Origin of the sequence: Streptomyces sp. NPDC050264 (assembly GCF_040655895.1) — a bacterium.
Lineage (GTDB): Bacteria > Actinomycetota > Actinomycetes > Streptomycetales > Streptomycetaceae > Streptomyces.
The window spans coordinates 198,395-213,960 of record NZ_JBFAKV010000012.1 but is presented as its reverse complement, the minus strand read 5'-3'; the positions used below and the strand labels follow the sequence as shown (position 1 = coordinate 213,960).

Genomic DNA, 15,566 nt, shown 5'->3' with positions numbered 1-15,566 from the left:
TGACGCCCTCTCACCCCTTGAGTACAACGATGTAAATCGTTTCGTACGCCCCATCCGTGTCACTGATCCCTCGCGTCCCCACAAACGATGGCAGCCGTCCCCCCACCGCGCTCTCAGATGGACCGCATCGCATCCGCCCGGACGGCGTGGCGTCAGGTGGCCGCGCCGGTTTCTGAGGAGGCTTCATGCACCCGCAGTCCCCTACGCAGCAACTACGACCGATCCCCCCGCGCAGAGCGGCCCTGTTCGCGGTGGTGGTCCTCGGGCTGCTCTTCTCTCTGTTGGGTGGCGTGCAGTCCGGCACCGCCCACGCGGCAACCGGTACCCCACTACGCAACGACACCGGCCTGTATCCACGCGTCATACGCCTCGAACACAACGGGTCGGCCAACGGCCGTGTCCTGGCCTCCGTCGTCTCCTTCTCCGGGAACAACGGCCTGGGCGCGATCCACGAGAGCACGGACGGCGGCAGCACCTTCCGCCAGGTCGGCACGGTCGCCGACCCCGAGGCCGCGGGGGGCCAAGGACTGTGCTGCTCCACCCTGTTCGAACTCCCGCGACAGATCGGTGCTCTCCCGGCGGGCACGCTGCTGTGGGCGGCCTCGGTCGGCCAGGACGAGGCAGGACGCCGTATGGCCCTGCGCGTCTTCAAGAGCACGGATATCGGGCGCACATGGAGCTACCTCTCCACCGTGGCGACCGCGAGCAACGACAAGGGGCTGTGGGAACCGGAGTTCTCCATCGACGCCGCAGGTGAACTTGTAGCCCACTACTCCGACGAGACCGATTCCGCGCACAGCCAGAAGCTCATGGCCGCCCGGACCACGGACGGGATCGGCTGGTCCGGGCATCACGCCACCATCGCCAGCAATCTGGCGTCGGACCGGCCGGGCATGGCCGTCGTACGGCGCCTGGCCAACGGGACGTACTTCATGACGTACGAGATCTGCGCCGCGGCAGGCCAGTACGTCTGTGTCGTGCACTATCGCACCTCGGCGGACGGCTGGAACTGGGGGGACCCCGCCCACCTGGGGTTCCGTCCGGAGACCGCTGACGGCAAGTACTTCAAGCACGCCCCCACCGTCGCCTGGGCGCCACTGAGCGGCTCCGCCACGGGCCGCCTCTACCTGGTGGGCCAGGTCATGCACAACGCGGACGACTCCGTGGCCGCGGGCAGCGGCCGCACCGTATGGGTCAACGACGCCGGCGGGGCGGGCGCCTGGCGGGAGATCCCCGCCCCCGTCGCGGTGTCCTCGACGACCGTCAACTACTGCCCCAACTACAGCTCGGCGCTGCTGCCTTCGGCGAACGGCCAGAGCCTGCTGGAGATCGCCACGGACTACGACGGAACGGTCTGCAAGCCCTACTACGCCACCGGCGCGGTTCCCTCCTCGTAACCACGGACCTGGAGTGACGTGGCCCTGTTCACCTGGCATGCGCGGAGCCACGTCACTCCTGGGCCCGGTTCAGCAGCTCGAAGAACGTGTCGCCCCGGACCATCTCGAACGGGGCGTCCAGCAGTTCGGCGAGGTCCGCGATGTCGCTCGGGGTCCAGTTCCAGGCGTTGATGGCGGCCGCGATGAACATCGGCTTGGACTCGTCGCGCCCCTCGATGTGCTTCAGCAGCCCGTCGCGGAACTCCGCGCCCTTGCCCTGCGGGTAGAAATTGCCGATCACCGGGATGCCGGCCGGCCGGATTTCCAGGTCGCCGGTCTCCCACGACTGGATGATCCCGCGCAGCGGTGTGTTCTTCCGGTACGACGCCACGACCCGCTCGTCGAACGGGATCCACCCGTCATTGTCGGCGTTGCGCGGGTTGTAGGCGTAGACGAGGTCCAGGCCGGTGCGGCGCAGGAAGCGTCCGCTGAGCTCGGTGTACGCGTCCAGGTCCTTCTCCGGCCATGAACCCGGATATGTGTATCCGGCCCCGGACGGACCGGAGATGAGCAGGTCGTTGGCCGTGGCGGTCTGCTGGTAGTGGGCGAGGAGCGCCGGACCGATGTCGGCGAGCAGCGGGCTGACCGTCCAGTTGACGGGCACGCTGCCGCGCTTGGGGTCGTCCCAGATGTCGCGCATCCGCCGCTGGCAGTACTGGACGTTGTCGCCCTCACCGACGGTGAGTGTGACGTAGACGCGGTTGCGCAGGTCGGCCTCGGGCCGTGGGCGGACCGTGCTGGAGATCTTCGCGGGGGCCCCGGCGTGCACGGTGGCGTTCATGTAGAAGTCGGCCGGGACGACCTCGATCCCGTGCTGCGACGCCCGGTCGACGCCGCCCCACTCACCGGCCACGTCGTTGGAGAACCAGCCGGTGTACGGGGTGGTGGGCCGCATGCCGCTGAAGACCTCGTCGAGCAGCTTGCCGGTCTCGCCCGCCGGGGGCAGCCAGAGCACCATGGCCCTGTTCGCCGTGACGTAGTCGCGGAAGTAGGGGAACGGCTCGACGCGGGTCGGCGCAGTCGTGGTGGCGGTGACCAGGTACTGGTTCCACAGGTCGACGTCGACCGTGAGCTGCCGGGTGCCGTCGGGAGCGGTGAAGCGGTAGACGAAGTAGCCGCTGCCGTCGCTGAACCGGTTGGACTGGCCGCCGACGGAGGAATTGAGGCCGTCGAACAGGTACGGCTTCTCATCGGCCGTACCGGGTGTGAAGGAGGCGATCTCCTTGCCGTCGGCCCTCACCGTCACGGACGCGACGGACGCGCCCCACCCGTCGTCGCCGAAAGAGTCCTGGAAGCGGAGGTACACATCGTTGGCCGCGGCGGCTTCCGGACTGAGGTCCAGGGTGCGCACCTCGCGGTTGGAGGTGTCACGGATCCGCTCGGCCTCCCGGGCGACCTCACGCCACCGCACGCCCTCGACGCGCACCGTGCGGGTGGGCGGCAGCCCGGCCAGCAGGGCGTGCCCGCAGTGCGGGAAGAGCTGGTCGAGCTGCCAGCGGTAGGTGGCCAGAACGTCGTCCGGGTCGAAGCGGCCCCGCAGATCGGTCACCGTCCGCAGGTGGTGCTCGCGGGCCTGCTCGGCGGTGGCGGCGACGGCGTTCTTCAGCCCGGCGAGCGTGGTGGCGATGTTCACCGAGTCCGGGACGTCGGGGTCGATCAGGACGGCGCCGCGCACCTCGTCGCGGTACTTGCCCACGAGGTCGAGGGCATCGGTGTGATGGGTGACGCGTGCGCCGGTGCCGGGGAGCCAACGCAGGTCGATCTTGCTGGTGTCGAAGTTGAAGTACAGGCGCGGGTCGCGCCGGTTCACCACTCCTTGAAGCGTTGTCAGGAGGAGTTGGTCGTGGCCGTCCAGGGCGCTGACATCGGCGACGTCGAGCCGGGTGGGGCGGCCGAAGGACGGCAGCAGGCGGGCCGTCTCACCGGGCCTCGCGGCATCCGCCCGACCCGGCAGGGAGAGGCCGAGGCTCCCGGCGGCGAGCACGGCGCCACCCGCCTGCAAAAGATTCCGTCGTGACACCATCGATGACCACCGCTCCTCGAAAGCCCGACATCGTTGTCAACGGTCGGCGAACTTAGCGAGGACGGCGCCCTGTTGTCCATGGTGCGTGCGCAGGTTTCGTCACTGGAGGGCGAGTTGGTATCGGAAACGCGCCAAAGACCCTCCATGTGTGCCCATGTGTTGACGTCGCCGCATCCAGTGGACTGCGCAGGGGGATGCCGGGAGGAGAGACGACGACCCTCGACATGATCCAAGAGCGTCGGACACATGCTCCAGGAGCAGCAGAATGCTGCGACGGATCATCGCTTTGTCGGTATCCCGGAGTCGACCGGCGTTCCCCGGGGTCGTCACGTACCGAATGGTGCCCGACGCGCCCCCTGGCGTCGGTGCGAACGGTCGAACCGGGCAGCGAGGGGAACGCGTGATGAGAATCGGCGTACTGGGAACGGGCAACATGGCAGATGCGCTCGCCACCCACTGGGTGCGGGCCGGGCATGAAGTGACCATCGGAGGACGGAACGTCCACGCGGCGAAGCGGCTCGCGGAGCGCATAGGACGCGGTGCGACGGCTGCCGGTCTGCGTTCGGCGGCCGAGTCCGGGCAGGTGGTGCTGGCTGCGGTGCCCTATGGGGCGGGTGCGGAGGTGGCACGGGAACTGCGCGCGGCCCCGACGGGAAGGTGCCGCTCGACTGCTCCGACCCGGTCGGGCCGGCTTTCCGGTTGCTCACCGAAGGAGGCACCTCCGCCGCGCAGCGGCTGGCCGCGGCGGCACCTCGCGCCCATGTGGCCAAGGCGTTCAATCTCTGCCACGAGGGCGTGTGGCGCATGGACCCACCCGCCTTCGACGGGAGGCCGCTGGCCGTGCCGGTCTGCGCGGACGACGAGACTGCCCTGGCGCTCGTGCGGGAGGTGGTGCGGGACGTGGCCATTCCCATCGCTGACTCCGCGAGGCTGTGCCTGGTCTGAGGCGGTCAACACCGCGCCGACCGAGGTCCGTTGGTGCACCACGTGGCGCCTGTTGCGGTGGGAGGAGACGAGGCGCCGCGGTACGGACCGCCGGAGGCTCATGGCGCGGGCGTAGATCGTCAGGACCCGAGGTCGCATAGTTCCGGCCGGAGTCGCGCGGTGGCGACTGCCCTCATGGGTACTCCGCGACGACACCGGTCACCTGGTGCGGTACTCCCGAGCACACGCTGCTCTGCCGCCTCTTGGGTGCCTGGCCGAGGAGTGGGGGGCGGCGAACAAGCATATGCGGCAGCGCGTTCTGGTGCCGACGCCTCGGGTACGCGCTCGGCTGCCTGTACGTCATGAGGCATCCCCCATTCAGGAGGCAGAGGCAAGATGACCGCAGCTTCGTCCCCCCGGTATCCGGAAACGGAGACGGGCCAAGCCCGGGACACCTACACAGCACGTCAAACCCAGTCCGAGACGAAACTCTCGTTCAAGACCTCGGAAATGTTCGCCTACGTCGCGTCGGTGGTAGCGGTACTGGTCGCTTCCCTGGTGGTCGGCGACGGCTCTGACGGGGTGGATCGGTTCCCCGCCGACAGGGCATGGCTGTTCGTCACGCTGTTGACCATCGGCTACCTGATCAGCCGCGGCCTGGCGAAAAGCGGGAGCCGCGAAACGACGAACACCACACGGCGGTGACCGCGGGGCACCTCGAGGCCCGCGCGGGGTTCTCGCGCGGGCCTTGCCGTGATGTGCCTATCCATCGAGGGGCTCTTGGCGCCTCCCGCGTACTCCGACGTTGTCGGTTCGCCACGGCGATACCACCGGCCGCAGTGATCAGCGCTCCGCCCAGGGTGCCTGCCGGCCCGACCCACAGCGATGCATCACTCATGTACGGGAGTGTCCCGGCGCCGCGCTCTCCACGGGAGCCTTCGTCCGATGTGCGATGAGCGTTGATCGCCGTTTGCCGCGTATGGAGGTTCATGAGCACCGGCAACGTGGCCCCCTCGCTCCGTCGGCCGTTGAGAGGCCACCCGCGCCGACCACCGTAGACGGGACACATGTCTGGGAGAGACGGCCCAGGAGCGGTGGCACGAGGCTAGGTCGGGTCCAGGTCGGTGTGCAGGAGGTGGTGGTCGGAGTACGGGCTCGGGTGCACGTGGTGTGCGAGTGGGGTGATGCCTCGCAGGAAGACGTAGTCGAACTTGCTCTGCCAGTCGGTGGTCGGCTCGCAGGTGCCGCCGGCGGGCGATGGGCGGCACCCGGGGGCTGTGTCCGTGGCCACTTCCCAGATTCTGTTGAGTTCGGGGGCATCCGGCACCGCGTTGAGATCGCCGAGAACGATCGCCCGGTCGTGCCGGGCGACTTCCGCGGCGAGTACGCGGATCTGGTCCGCCCGGACGGTGGGTTGCCGGCGTTCGGCGAGGTGGGTGTTGAAGACGCGGACGGGCCGGCCGTCCACTTCGGTGGTGACTGCCATGTACCCGCGGTCTTCGGATCCGCCGTCCGGGTACTCCACGTTCACGCGGTCTGTCATCGGTGCCGCCGAGAGGAGCGCCTGACCGTAAGCTCCCGGGCTCCACGGCAATCCCCCGCAGCGGCTCCAGTTCCGGAGGACCGTCCCGTACTCGACGCGGTAGACCAGCCCGTAGAAGTTCTTCAGGTAGTCCCGGATCTTCTCGACGTCACGTACGCAGGCCTCTTGCAGCCCGAAGACCTGGGGCGCATACGTGGCGATCTCCGCGGCCCGGCCCAAGTCGTACCCGCTGCGGCCGCAGGGATTGCAGATGTTCCACGTCAGGACACGGTTCGGTACGACGCCCTCGGCGGCGTCGGCCGGCAGGGGCTGGGCGATGGGCTCGCCGCGCGGTGCGCTGGGGCCGATGAGCACGACGCAGACCGCGGTCATGGCGGCCGCGAGCAACCGCGTGCCCCGTCCGAACACCACTGCCTCCCTTACCCCCTGAAGCGGATGCGGAAGGACATCGCATCGCAAGGCATCACAGGGCGTCTTCGAGCACGAGAGTAGGGGACGAGGTGCCGACGGCACATACCTGGGCCGGGCCCGTGCCAGGGCACGGCCGCCTCGGCCTTGAGCGTGGCGATCCACCCGCCCCGCGCCGCGTCACCATCCGGACCCGTATCCTCGGCCACGCTGTCGCGCCCGGCCGGCCGGCTGAAGAAAGGCTGACGATGCAGTTTCCCACCAGCGTTGAGGCGAACCCGATCGTCGAACAGGCGGTCCAGAACCTGGACCGGCTCGGCGACGCACGCTTCGGGCAGACGCTCGTGCGCTGTCTGGACGACACCCTGGCCCGCACCATCCGCCCGATGCCCGACGGCACCGCGTTCGTGGTGACGGGCGACATTCCCGCCATGTGGCTGCGTGACTCGACGACACAGTTGATGCCCTACCTGGCCCTGATGCGGCACGACACAGCACTGCAGGACCTCGTGCTCGCCGTGCTGCGGCGCCAGTTCCAGCAGATCGGACAGAATCCGTACGCCAACGCCTTCAACGCCGAGCCCTCCGGCCGGGCACACGATCCGGACGACCTGTGCGAGGACCCATGGGTGTGGGAAGCGAAGTATGAGGTCGACTCCCTCGCCTTCCCCCTCCTGCTGGCCCACCGCTTCTGGCGGGCCACGGGACGGACCGACCACCTCGCCCGGGCAGCGGACACGGCCCGCACGGCCATCTCGACATGGCGCACAGAGCAGGACCACGAACGTTCCTCGGACTACCGCTTCCTCCGGCTCACCGGCCCCGAGAGCGACACACTGCCCAACGCGGGACGTGGAACACCTGTCGCCCGGACCGGGATGACCTGGAGCGGCTTCAGGCCGAGCGACGACGCCTGCACCTACGGGTACAACGTGCCCGCGAACCTGTGTGCGGCCGCCGCCCTGGACGGCGCCGCCGAGCTGGCCCGCCACCTCCGGGACGCGGCGCTGGCCCAGGACGCCACGGAACTGGCGGCGGAACTACGCGTAGCGGCTTCGCAGCACGGAACGGTCCAGCACCCCGGTTTCGGCTCGATCTACGCCTACGAAGTGGACGGGCGCGGCAACGCGCTCCTCATGGACGACGCCAACATGCCCAGCCTGCTCTCGCTGCCTCTGGTCGCGAACATTTCCACCACCGACCCGCAGTACCTGGCGACTCGGAGCTTCGTCCTCTCCCCGTCCAACCCGACCTTCTACAGCGGTTCCGCGGCCGCAGGAGTCGGCAGCCCGCACACCCCCGCGGAACACGTCTGGCCGATCGCCATCGCCGTACAGGCCCTCACCAGCAATGACGTCGAGGAACGGCTCACCGCACTGCGCACGCTGACCGACACCACCGCAGGGACCGGAGCCATGCACGAGTCCTTCCACAAGGACGACCCCGGCCGCTTCACCCGCCCGTGGTTCTCCTGGGCCAACGCGATGTACGCCGAACTGGCCCTGGACGCAGCCGGATTCGGCACCCGCCCTCTGTGGACCTCTCAAGGCTGACCCGGTGCCCGGACACCCGACGTCCGTGACAGTCACCGTCGAGCCGATGGCAGCCTCGGCGCCGGATACCCCTCCGGGACACGAGCCCGATGGTGCGGGCGTCGCATGTCCTTCCCCGGTCCGGGTGCTGAACGTGGCCGCTCCGTTCATCCTGTAAGGGACGGGCCGGTGCGTTTCGCTCGTCGAGCTGAGCCGACCTGAGCCGATCGACCGACCCGTGACCTGTTGGAGCAGCCCGATGACGGCGAGCATGGCGCGCAGTGAGCCGGCGAGGGAGCCGGTGCGGGCGTTGGAGCGGATCGCGTTCCTGCTGGAGCGCGATGGCGCGCCGACCTACCGGGTGCGTGCTTTTCGGACGGCCGCCGCGGTGCTCACCGGACTGACAGGGTCCGAGATCACCGAGCGTGTGACCAACGGTTCCCTGGAAGCGCTCAAGGGGATCGGCCCCAAGACCGCCGCGGTGATCCGTGAGGCCTGGGCGGGCGACGTACCCACGTATCTGGAACGCCTCGAGACAGAGGCGCGCACCACGCCGCTCGTGGCGGGCGAGGCGGGCACCGGACTGCGGGCGCTGCTACGCGGTGACTGCCACCTGCATTCCGACTGGTCGGACGGCGGCAGCCCGATCGAGGAGATGGGCCGGGCGGCCCAAGAGGTCGGGCATGAGTGGGCCGTCCTGACAGACCACTCCCCACGGCTGACGGTGGCCCGCGGGCTGTCCCCCGAGAGGCTGCGGGAGCAACTCGCGGCGGTGGCCGACCTGAACGCCCGCTGGGCACCGTTTCGGCTGCTCACCGGCATCGAGTGCGACATCCTCGACGACGGCTCCCTGGACCAGGAACCCGACCTGCTCGACCAGCTCGATGTCGTGGTCGTCTCGGTGCACTCCAAACTGCGTATGGACGCCGATGCGATGACCCGGCGGATGGTCGCCGCGGTCAGCAATCCGCGGGCCGACGTCCTGGGGCACTGCACCGGCCGGCTGGTGACCGGGCGAGGCCGGCCCGAGTCGCGGTTCGACGCCGACGCGGTGTTCGAGGCGTGCGCGGCCGCGGGCACCGCGGTGGAGATCAACAGCCGCCCGGAGCGCCTCGACCCGCCGCGCCGTCTGCTGCGCCGTGCCGTGGCGGCGGGGGCCCTGTTCTCGGTGGACACCGACGCGCACGCGCCGGGCCAGTTGGACTGGCAGGTGATCGGCTGCGCGCGGGCAGAGGAGTGCGCTGTGCCCGCCGAGCGCGTGGTCACGACCTGGCCCGTGGACAGGCTGCTGGAGTGGACCCGGGCGAAGCGGGCGGGGGAGTTGCCGTGAGCGGGCGTGGCCGGTCTGTCGGGCAGGCCGGGACCGAGCGGGGCGGGGTGCGGGGCGCGTAGTCGAGGGTCTGGACGCGGCCGGACTCCGGCACCGTCGTGCGGCTCCCGCGATGGCCGGGGCAGAGCCTCGGCCGGACCTGTGCGCCAACCGGTTCGCGCAGATCAGCGAGACCGTACGAGACCGGGTAGCGGGCCGGATGGCATGATTGCGGACGACATAGGCGACGGCGGTTCGAGGAATCCGGTGTGAATCCGGTGCGGTACCGCCACTGTGATCGGCGAGCGGATCCCGACATGCCACTGCCCAGGCGGGTGGGAAGGCCGGGACGAGCACTGACCCGAGAGCCAGGAGACTCACGCTGTCGCCTCCTCGATGGACCCCGGGGCGGACTTCCCCGGCGAGAGGGAGGAGTGCGGCATGCCCGAGAGGCCGGCCCGCGACATGGAGGCTGGGCGGGACCGCGAGGTTCCGTGCAGGGTGGTGGTGTGCCGCGACTGTTGTTGCGGCAGTGTCAAGGTGAGTGGGGATCACGCGGCGCAGACCGCGCGGTTGCGGGCGGTGGCTCCGGTGCGTGTCTCCGAGTGCCTGGACGTCTGTGACCAGGCCAACGTCATCGTCGTACAGCCCTCAAGGGCCGGCCGGGCGGCGGGTGCCCGACCGGTATGGCTCGGCCTTGTCAATGATCGTGACGCCACCGAGGACATTGCCGACTGGATAAGCGCCGGCGGACCTGGAGTCGCGCCCCACCCGGAGATCCTGGACCTTTACCTCTTCAAGCCGCCAGGCCGCCTCAAGACTCCGTGAGCCTCTGCTCCGGCCGTGTGGACCAGCCGAGTGAACCAGCAGAGCACGGAAGGGATTTGTCGTGTGTGAGGTGCCGCGCGAACTCTCGGTCGGCGACGTCGCCGAGGCGCTTCGCGATGTTGCGGGGCTCGACGGGTTCTTCGTTCTGGACGCGGCGGAGAGGCCTGATGCTCGGAGAGCCGGGAGGGGGCGGCTCACCTTCTCGGAATTCACCGTTCTCGCGCGGGCGGTCAATGATCGCTGCGCCACGGACGAAACCCGCGTCGGCGTCTCCGTCGCGCACCTGGGACTCGCCGCCCGGCTGTGGTCACCGGTGTTGGCCTGCACGCTCCTGCACGGGATCGTGCCCGAGATGAGCACGGCGGAATGGGTCGAAGGCGGCCCGGCTCTCCGCCTGGCAGATCCGAAGGGCAGGCTCACCGGCCGCTTGCCGTCCCTTGCGGAGGCCGTGTACGCGGAGGTCAACGGCCCACTGGAGAAACTGGAAAGCCAACTCACCGTCAAGATCGCACCGGGACTGCTGGCCGGGAACACCGCGTCCGCGCTCGTCGGGTCGGCGGCGATGCTGCTCAGGCGTCGGCCGGACCTGCGCGCGGAACTCACCGACCTCACCACGGACTTGCTGGAAACAGGAAGGCTGCGTGGCAGCGGCTGGATCACCGGCCCGGATCTGACGTTCCGGCGGCGTAGTTGCTGCCTGTACTACCGAATCCCGGGTGGCGGGAAGTGCGGGGACTGCTGTCTGGTGGGCTGACCGGTGAATGCGTAGAACCTGGAGACACGCCGGCGACACACCCGTCAGTGAAGGGTGTGGGATGGCCACGTGCTGCGGCCCGGCCCAGAATGCCCGGGAGGTGTCGTCGAACATCAGGAACGTGCGGCCCCTTTACCACCAACTGCCCCTGCTCAAACAGCTCTTGGCGGCCTTTTGTTCGCTCCTCTATTGTCATGTACGGCTACCGGCCTCGGCCGGAACGGACCCGCGGGCACACGCAAAGTGCGAACGGACTCCGCGCGGGACCGGGCCGTACGACCACAGGGAAAAACGGGGAGAACACCATGACGAGCCGCATCCGTACCACCGGACGGTGGTGCCGCCGCGCCGCCGTGGCAGCAGGCACGTTCGCGCTGACCGCAGCCGCGGTGTGCGCCACCGCCTCGCCGGCGTCCGCAGCCGGCTGGGCCTGCGACCACGACGGCCACACGGTGTGGTGTGCGTCGGTGACCGGCATCTCGGCCGGGTCCTACCTGGCATCCCACAACGGGCCGTCCTACGGTTCGGGCACGACCGGGCACCGCTACGCCAATGGCGACACCATGATGCTGGCCTGCTGGACCACGGGCGACGGTGACGCGGACGGTCACGGCGACCGCTACTGGTTCGCGCTGGACCTCGACAGCGACAGCGGATACATCAACGACTGGTACGTGACCACCGGGTCACCGTCCCAGTGGAAGCCGCACGTTCCGCAGTGCCGGTGACGTCCGGATGCGTGAGGGCCCGTCCTGCTGCGGAACGGGTCGCTTCCTTGCTGCGACAAACGGGAGAGAGCGCGTGAACATCAACCGGATTCCTCTTCGATCTCGTCGCTCGGCCCCCGGGCGCCGTGGCCTGACCGTACTCTTCGCCGCTCTCGGGCTGGCCATGCCCGTGACCCTCGCCGCGTCCGCGGCACCGCTCGCGGCGACTACCGCGCCCCTGGCCGCCTCGAAGGTGCAGACGGCCGCGTGCAGTTCAGGCTACGTCTGCATCTACAAGGGCGACATCTTCGACGGCAGCTCCAACCACCCCATGGTGTACACCTTTTACCGCTACGGCACGTACAACGTGGCCAACCTCGTCGGCGACTACACGGTGAAGAACTGCCAGACGGGCGGGGCGGGGGTGCAGGGACTCACGGGGTACAACGGCACGGGAAGCGTGGCGTGGAACCTCGGCATCAATAACTGCGGCACGGGCCTGTGGACGAGCCTCACCTCGACGAACTCCGTGCGCGTATACGCCTGAGCAGGATACGGGCTGGAGACGGAGCGAAAGCCACCGCGCCGGCCCCGCCCCGCCCTTTCGGGCTCGCTCGCGCCTGGAGGGCTACCCTTTGGCCGGATCGGACCCGGACTGTTTGACGATCCGGTCACCGACCGCGATCGACTTCCAGAGCCGACGGCCGATGCGGACCTGCACGGTTTCGCCGTCTGCACGGCGGAACTTGACGAAGTGGTACATGTTCGAGCCATCGAGCATGCCCCGCGACTTGTCGACGACGGTGCCTTCCCAGGCGTCGTCGCGTCCGGCTTTGCGTGATTTGAACATGTTGTGGAGTCTACGGAGCGGGCAGGCGACAGGGCAGGGCCGCACATCTCCGTTTGGGGATGACACATGTCATGCCGGGGCTGCGACGAACGTACGCCTTCGAGCAATGGACCGACGATCAGGACTCAGGCCCGACAGCCCGACGCCGGGGACATGGTCCGAAGAACTCGCCTTCCTACGCGAGCAACCGGATCCCTCCAGCCCGTCCGGTTTCCGGGGCGTCCCGCGGGACCGGCGCGCTAGGGAGCGCCTTGTTTTGTGCGCAGCTGAGCGCGGGCGGTCTCCAGCCCGCGCTGGGTGTTCACGCGCATGCGCCGCGCATCCAGGCAGGATGTCTCCGCACGGTCACGCATAACTTTGGCGCGCTCTGCCGCCGCTCGCGCCCGAAGGTACATCCGTTCGGCTTTCTCTCGCGCAAGAGCTGGAGTGATGGCCGTTCCGCCCGGGACGGCGTGACGAAGAACTGGGTACAAGGCGCCCTCGGACTCCGGTGACACGGCCATCGCCTCCTGCGAATAGTGCGTAGACACTTCCCAGATAGGTTCCCTGCATTGTCGGAGCGCAGATGCACTGCTCTCCAAGCGACCGCAGGTTCAGCCGCTCAGGTCGGGCACTGCGCCGTGCCGGCGGTGGACCAGCCGCTCCATGCCGCACCGTCGGCCCGGGCGTGGAGGCGGATCTCGACCTTCACGGGCCCGCACACCCGGGTCGAGCTTCCTACCTCCGTCGGCCCGAGGGTTTCACCCGCCGGGACGTAGGTGCGACCGCTGTCCAACCTCACCCAGTGACCTCCGTGAACGACCCGGAAGTACGAGGTCACGGCGTATATCAAGGCGCGCAACACGGCGCCGAGGGCGGTGAACGTCGCCTACGAGGCTGGGCGCTGATGCAGCCGTTGACGGCCACCCGGCCGGTCGACACACCACCGCCGCAGGCGACCGCGGCGGCGTGCGCGTTCGCCGGAACGGTCAGCATGAGGAGCGCGGCAGCGCCCAGGATTGTTTGGGTGCGCCTCATGGGCATGTTTCTGCCCCTTTGATCTTGTTCGTCTCAACGGAACCAGGACGGGTCGAGGCACGAGGGGCGGGGGCTCAGCGAGTTCTTCACTCCGACGGAAGCGGCTCAATGTATGGACTTCGAGCCCCATGGCGGCTGCCTTGAGCGACATCGCACGCGTACTTGTGTCGAGAACAGTGTCCCGGCTCCGTCCCAGGGGTACGAGCGACCCCGACGGCTCGGGCTGATCGAGGTACTCGTAGGTACTCATAGGCACCCGTAGGCACTCGACCGAAGCAGATCGACAGTCAGCACGTTCCGTATCAGACTTCCGTTCCAGACCTCCATTCCGAACTTCCGTTCCAGAAGGGACCTTCCGTCATGGCTGTCGCCGATGACCTCGACCGCGCCACCGACTCGCAATGGGACTGGGTCGCCGAACAGACCCGTACGTATCTGGCCTCGGGCGGCACCGAGGGACACGAGTCGAACGGCGTCTACACGCTCGTGCTCGCCACGACCGGACGCAGGACCGGCATCGCGCGCCGCACGTGCCTGATCTACGGCACCGCAGGCGAGGACTTCGTCGTCGTCGCTTCCAAAGGGGGTGCCGACGCGGACCCGGCGTGGTTCAAAAACCTTCAGGCGGACCCGAGTGTCGGAGTGCAGGTCGGCGGCCGTCGGTTCACCGCTCGCGCCAGGGTCGCGTCCCCGGCCGAACGCGAGCTCCTGTGGCCCCGGATGGTAGGCATCTTCCCGTTGTACGCCGAGTACGCACAGAAGACCGACCGCGAAATTCCGGTCGTCCTGCTCACTCCGCAGGACTGACCCCGACAGAAGAACCTCGACGTGTGGCGGCGACCAGACGGCCGGGAACTCCCGACGCTTCCCGACGTGAACGACTGTGGGGACGTGCCACGTTCCCGCCGTGATGCCGGGCGTGCCTTGGTTCTGCCGGGCACATCCGAGGAGCCCATGTCGCCGCCGTCTGATACACCGGCTCGGACGACCCGCACCCGAACCGAACCCAAACCGTCCGTCCGAGGACCTGAGGAGCTTGTATGTCCGAGCCGTCTCTGCCGCCCGAGGCCGTCGAACTGTTGCGCCGCTCCAACCCCGCCGTACACACACGTCCGAACCCGGGTCACCGCCGTGATCGCAGCGCGCCCCACAGACCAGGCGCGCGGCAGCGCGGGTGACAGCCGTTGAGGCCGCCGTGGAGGGGTTATTCAGCGGGGCCGTGTGAAACGGCGGACTGTGTCGGTCTCGCGGTCCGCCAGCCAGAAGCCGCCGTGCGGGATGGGCGCGATGCCGACCAGCTCCTTCGCACCCCGTACGGGCCAGAGGGTGATACGCCCCGTCGTGGTGAGGCGTCCGACGCGGCGGTCCGTCGTGAACCAGAGGGCCTTGTCGGGCCCGAGGACGATGTCGCTCGGGTACTTCGAGGCGCGTACCGGGAAGTGGGAGAGGCCGCCGTCGGTGTCGATACGTCCGATGCCGCGCCGGTCGGTGAACCAGAGGGCGTGGTCGGGCCCGGCGACGATGGTGCGCGGGGCCGAGTTCTCGGGCAGCGGCCACTTCCTGTAGTCCCCCTCGGCGGTGAGCCGGCCGATGCCCTCGCGCTGCTCCGCGTCGTACTCCTGCTGCTGGGAGAACCACACCGCACCGTCCGGTCCGAGGGCCATACCCGCGACGTCGAACTGGGTTGGCAGCCGCGTGATGCGTTCCAGCCCCCGCTTCGCGTCGGCGCGGCTGAACACCTTCGAGCCGCGCTCGGAGTTGTCGAACCAGATGGTGTCGTCGGGGCCGAGGGCCAGGGCGTCGGGGAAGCCGGGGCCGTTGTCGCCGGCACCCGGGCCGTTGCCGGGAGCGTCGGCTCCCTCGCTCCACCAGGTGAATTCGCCGGACGGGCCGAGGCGTCCGATCTGGTCGCCTGCGGTGTACCAGATCCCGCCGTCCGGCGACTCCTGGAGGTCGTCAGGGGAGGGCGGGTACCCGGCGCCGCGGGGCAGGGGGTGCTGGGTGACCTTCCCCGACGGGTCGATCTCCGCGATCGCGGCGAGGTCCGCCTCGGCGACCCACAGCGTCCCTTCGTCGGTGAGGATCATGTCGCTGGGGGAGGCGTTGCCCGGCAGGCGGATCACCGTAGGGGCAGAGGGGGAGGGACCGGGGCTGCGGGCGTCCGTGCCGTCGCCGGTGTCCGGCCCGCACCCGGCCGACGTGAGCGCCGTCATCAGCGCGAGCGCCGCGGCGAAC

The 15,566-nt window shown here is 69.1% G+C and carries 13 protein-coding genes, 1 pseudogene and 1 riboswitch; of the genes and pseudogenes, 10 read left to right on the top strand and 4 right to left on the bottom strand.

Annotated elements, in window-relative coordinates; all coding sequences use genetic code 11:
- The first annotated feature begins 185 nt into the window (after positions 1-185).
- Positions 186-1,397 carry a sialidase family protein gene (locus AB0J02_RS23215; protein ID WP_363195637.1) on the top strand — a complete coding sequence of 404 codons (1,212 nt, stop codon included), beginning with the start codon at positions 186-188 and terminating at the stop codon, positions 1,395-1,397.
- A gap of 52 nt (positions 1,398-1,449) precedes the next feature.
- Here AB0J02_RS23215 and AB0J02_RS23210 read toward each other — a convergent pair whose 3' ends face one another.
- Positions 1,450-3,459, bottom strand: coding sequence for a GxGYxYP domain-containing protein (locus AB0J02_RS23210; RefSeq protein WP_363195636.1), 2,010 nt, complete (start codon positions 3,457-3,459; stop codon positions 1,450-1,452).
- 403 nt (positions 3,460-3,862) lie between these two features.
- On the opposite strand from AB0J02_RS23210, the pseudogene AB0J02_RS23205 reads away from it, so the two are divergent.
- Positions 3,863-4,362, top strand: a pseudogene (locus AB0J02_RS23205) (NAD(P)-binding domain-containing protein); the annotation flags it as partial.
- A gap of 417 nt (positions 4,363-4,779) precedes the next feature.
- Entirely contained in the window at positions 4,780-5,088 is a 309-nt protein-coding gene (locus tag AB0J02_RS23200; protein WP_363195635.1) for a hypothetical protein, read from the top strand.
- Positions 5,089-5,488: 400 nt separating this feature from the next.
- Here the strand turns inward: AB0J02_RS23200 and AB0J02_RS23195 are convergent, their stop codons facing one another.
- Positions 5,489-6,298, bottom strand: coding sequence for an endonuclease/exonuclease/phosphatase family protein (locus AB0J02_RS23195; RefSeq protein ID WP_363195667.1), 810 nt, complete (start codon positions 6,296-6,298; stop codon positions 5,489-5,491).
- A 284-nt stretch (positions 6,299-6,582) separates the two neighbouring features.
- Between AB0J02_RS23195 and AB0J02_RS23190 the strand changes: the two genes are divergently transcribed.
- From AB0J02_RS23190 to AB0J02_RS23165, 6 genes are all read left to right on the top strand, one after another.
- Positions 6,583-7,887, top strand: a complete 1,305-nt coding sequence (locus AB0J02_RS23190; RefSeq protein ID WP_363195634.1) for a glycoside hydrolase family 125 protein — start codon at positions 6,583-6,585, stop codon at positions 7,885-7,887.
- A gap of 238 nt (positions 7,888-8,125) precedes the next feature.
- Positions 8,126-9,196, top strand: coding sequence for a PHP domain-containing protein (locus AB0J02_RS23185; RefSeq protein WP_363195633.1), 1,071 nt, complete (start codon positions 8,126-8,128; stop codon positions 9,194-9,196).
- Between the two features lie 236 nt (positions 9,197-9,432).
- Positions 9,433-9,554: riboswitch (cobalamin riboswitch) on the top strand.
- Between the two features lie 62 nt (positions 9,555-9,616).
- On the top strand, positions 9,617-10,003 hold the full coding sequence (locus AB0J02_RS23180) for a (2Fe-2S) ferredoxin domain-containing protein (protein ID WP_363195632.1): 387 nt from the start codon (positions 9,617-9,619) through the stop codon (positions 10,001-10,003).
- A 61-nt stretch (positions 10,004-10,064) separates the two neighbouring features.
- The gene (locus tag AB0J02_RS23175; RefSeq protein ID WP_363195631.1) at positions 10,065-10,757 is read left to right on the top strand and encodes a (2Fe-2S)-binding protein; all 693 of its coding nucleotides are present in this window, start codon (positions 10,065-10,067) and stop codon (positions 10,755-10,757) included.
- Positions 10,758-11,062: 305 nt separating this feature from the next.
- Positions 11,063-11,485 carry a hypothetical protein gene (locus AB0J02_RS23170; protein ID WP_363195630.1) on the top strand — a complete coding sequence of 141 codons (423 nt, stop codon included), beginning with the start codon at positions 11,063-11,065 and terminating at the stop codon, positions 11,483-11,485.
- Positions 11,486-11,648: 163 nt separating this feature from the next.
- Positions 11,649-12,011 carry a hypothetical protein gene (locus tag AB0J02_RS23165; protein ID WP_363195629.1) on the top strand — a complete coding sequence of 121 codons (363 nt, stop codon included), beginning with the start codon at positions 11,649-11,651 and terminating at the stop codon, positions 12,009-12,011.
- Positions 12,012-12,092: 81 nt separating this feature from the next.
- On the opposite strand, the gene AB0J02_RS23160 is transcribed toward AB0J02_RS23165, so the two are convergent.
- Positions 12,093-12,314 carry a hypothetical protein gene (locus AB0J02_RS23160; RefSeq protein ID WP_363195628.1) on the bottom strand — a complete coding sequence of 74 codons (222 nt, stop codon included), beginning with the start codon at positions 12,312-12,314 and terminating at the stop codon, positions 12,093-12,095.
- Positions 12,315-13,691: 1,377 nt separating this feature from the next.
- On the opposite strand from AB0J02_RS23160, the gene AB0J02_RS23155 reads away from it, so the two are divergent.
- A complete protein-coding gene (locus tag AB0J02_RS23155; RefSeq protein ID WP_363195627.1) occupies positions 13,692-14,138 on the top strand; it encodes a nitroreductase family deazaflavin-dependent oxidoreductase in 447 nt (148 codons plus the stop codon).
- A gap of 401 nt (positions 14,139-14,539) precedes the next feature.
- Here AB0J02_RS23155 and AB0J02_RS23150 read toward each other — a convergent pair whose 3' ends face one another.
- A complete protein-coding gene (locus AB0J02_RS23150; protein ID WP_363195626.1) occupies positions 14,540-15,544 on the bottom strand; it encodes a hydrolase in 1,005 nt (334 codons plus the stop codon).
- Positions 15,545-15,566 lie beyond the last annotated feature (22 nt).

Bases quoted from the DNA above. Each gene is read 5' to 3' on its own strand.
- AB0J02_RS23200 (WP_363195635.1), top strand. From the start codon at position 4,780: ATGACCGCAGCTTCGTCCCCCCGGTATCCGGAAACGGAGACGGGCCAA.
- AB0J02_RS23160 (WP_363195628.1), bottom strand. From the start codon at position 12,314: ATGTTCAAATCACGCAAAGCCGGACGCGACGACGCCTGGGAAGGCACC.
- AB0J02_RS23215 (WP_363195637.1), top strand. From the start codon at position 186: ATGCACCCGCAGTCCCCTACGCAGCAACTACGACCGATCCCCCCGCGC.
- AB0J02_RS23185 (WP_363195633.1), top strand. From the start codon at position 8,126: ATGACGGCGAGCATGGCGCGCAGTGAGCCGGCGAGGGAGCCGGTGCGG.
- AB0J02_RS23170 (WP_363195630.1), top strand. From the start codon at position 11,063: ATGACGAGCCGCATCCGTACCACCGGACGGTGGTGCCGCCGCGCCGCC.
- AB0J02_RS23180 (WP_363195632.1), top strand. From the start codon at position 9,617: ATGCCCGAGAGGCCGGCCCGCGACATGGAGGCTGGGCGGGACCGCGAG.
- AB0J02_RS23165 (WP_363195629.1), top strand. From the start codon at position 11,649: ATGCCCGTGACCCTCGCCGCGTCCGCGGCACCGCTCGCGGCGACTACC.
- AB0J02_RS23190 (WP_363195634.1), top strand. From the start codon at position 6,583: ATGCAGTTTCCCACCAGCGTTGAGGCGAACCCGATCGTCGAACAGGCG.
- AB0J02_RS23195 (WP_363195667.1), bottom strand. From the start codon at position 6,298: ATGACCGCGGTCTGCGTCGTGCTCATCGGCCCCAGCGCACCGCGCGGC.
- AB0J02_RS23155 (WP_363195627.1), top strand. From the start codon at position 13,692: ATGGCTGTCGCCGATGACCTCGACCGCGCCACCGACTCGCAATGGGAC.
- AB0J02_RS23150 (WP_363195626.1), bottom strand. From the start codon at position 15,544: ATGACGGCGCTCACGTCGGCCGGGTGCGGGCCGGACACCGGCGACGGC.
- AB0J02_RS23210 (WP_363195636.1), bottom strand. From the start codon at position 3,459: ATGGTGTCACGACGGAATCTTTTGCAGGCGGGTGGCGCCGTGCTCGCC.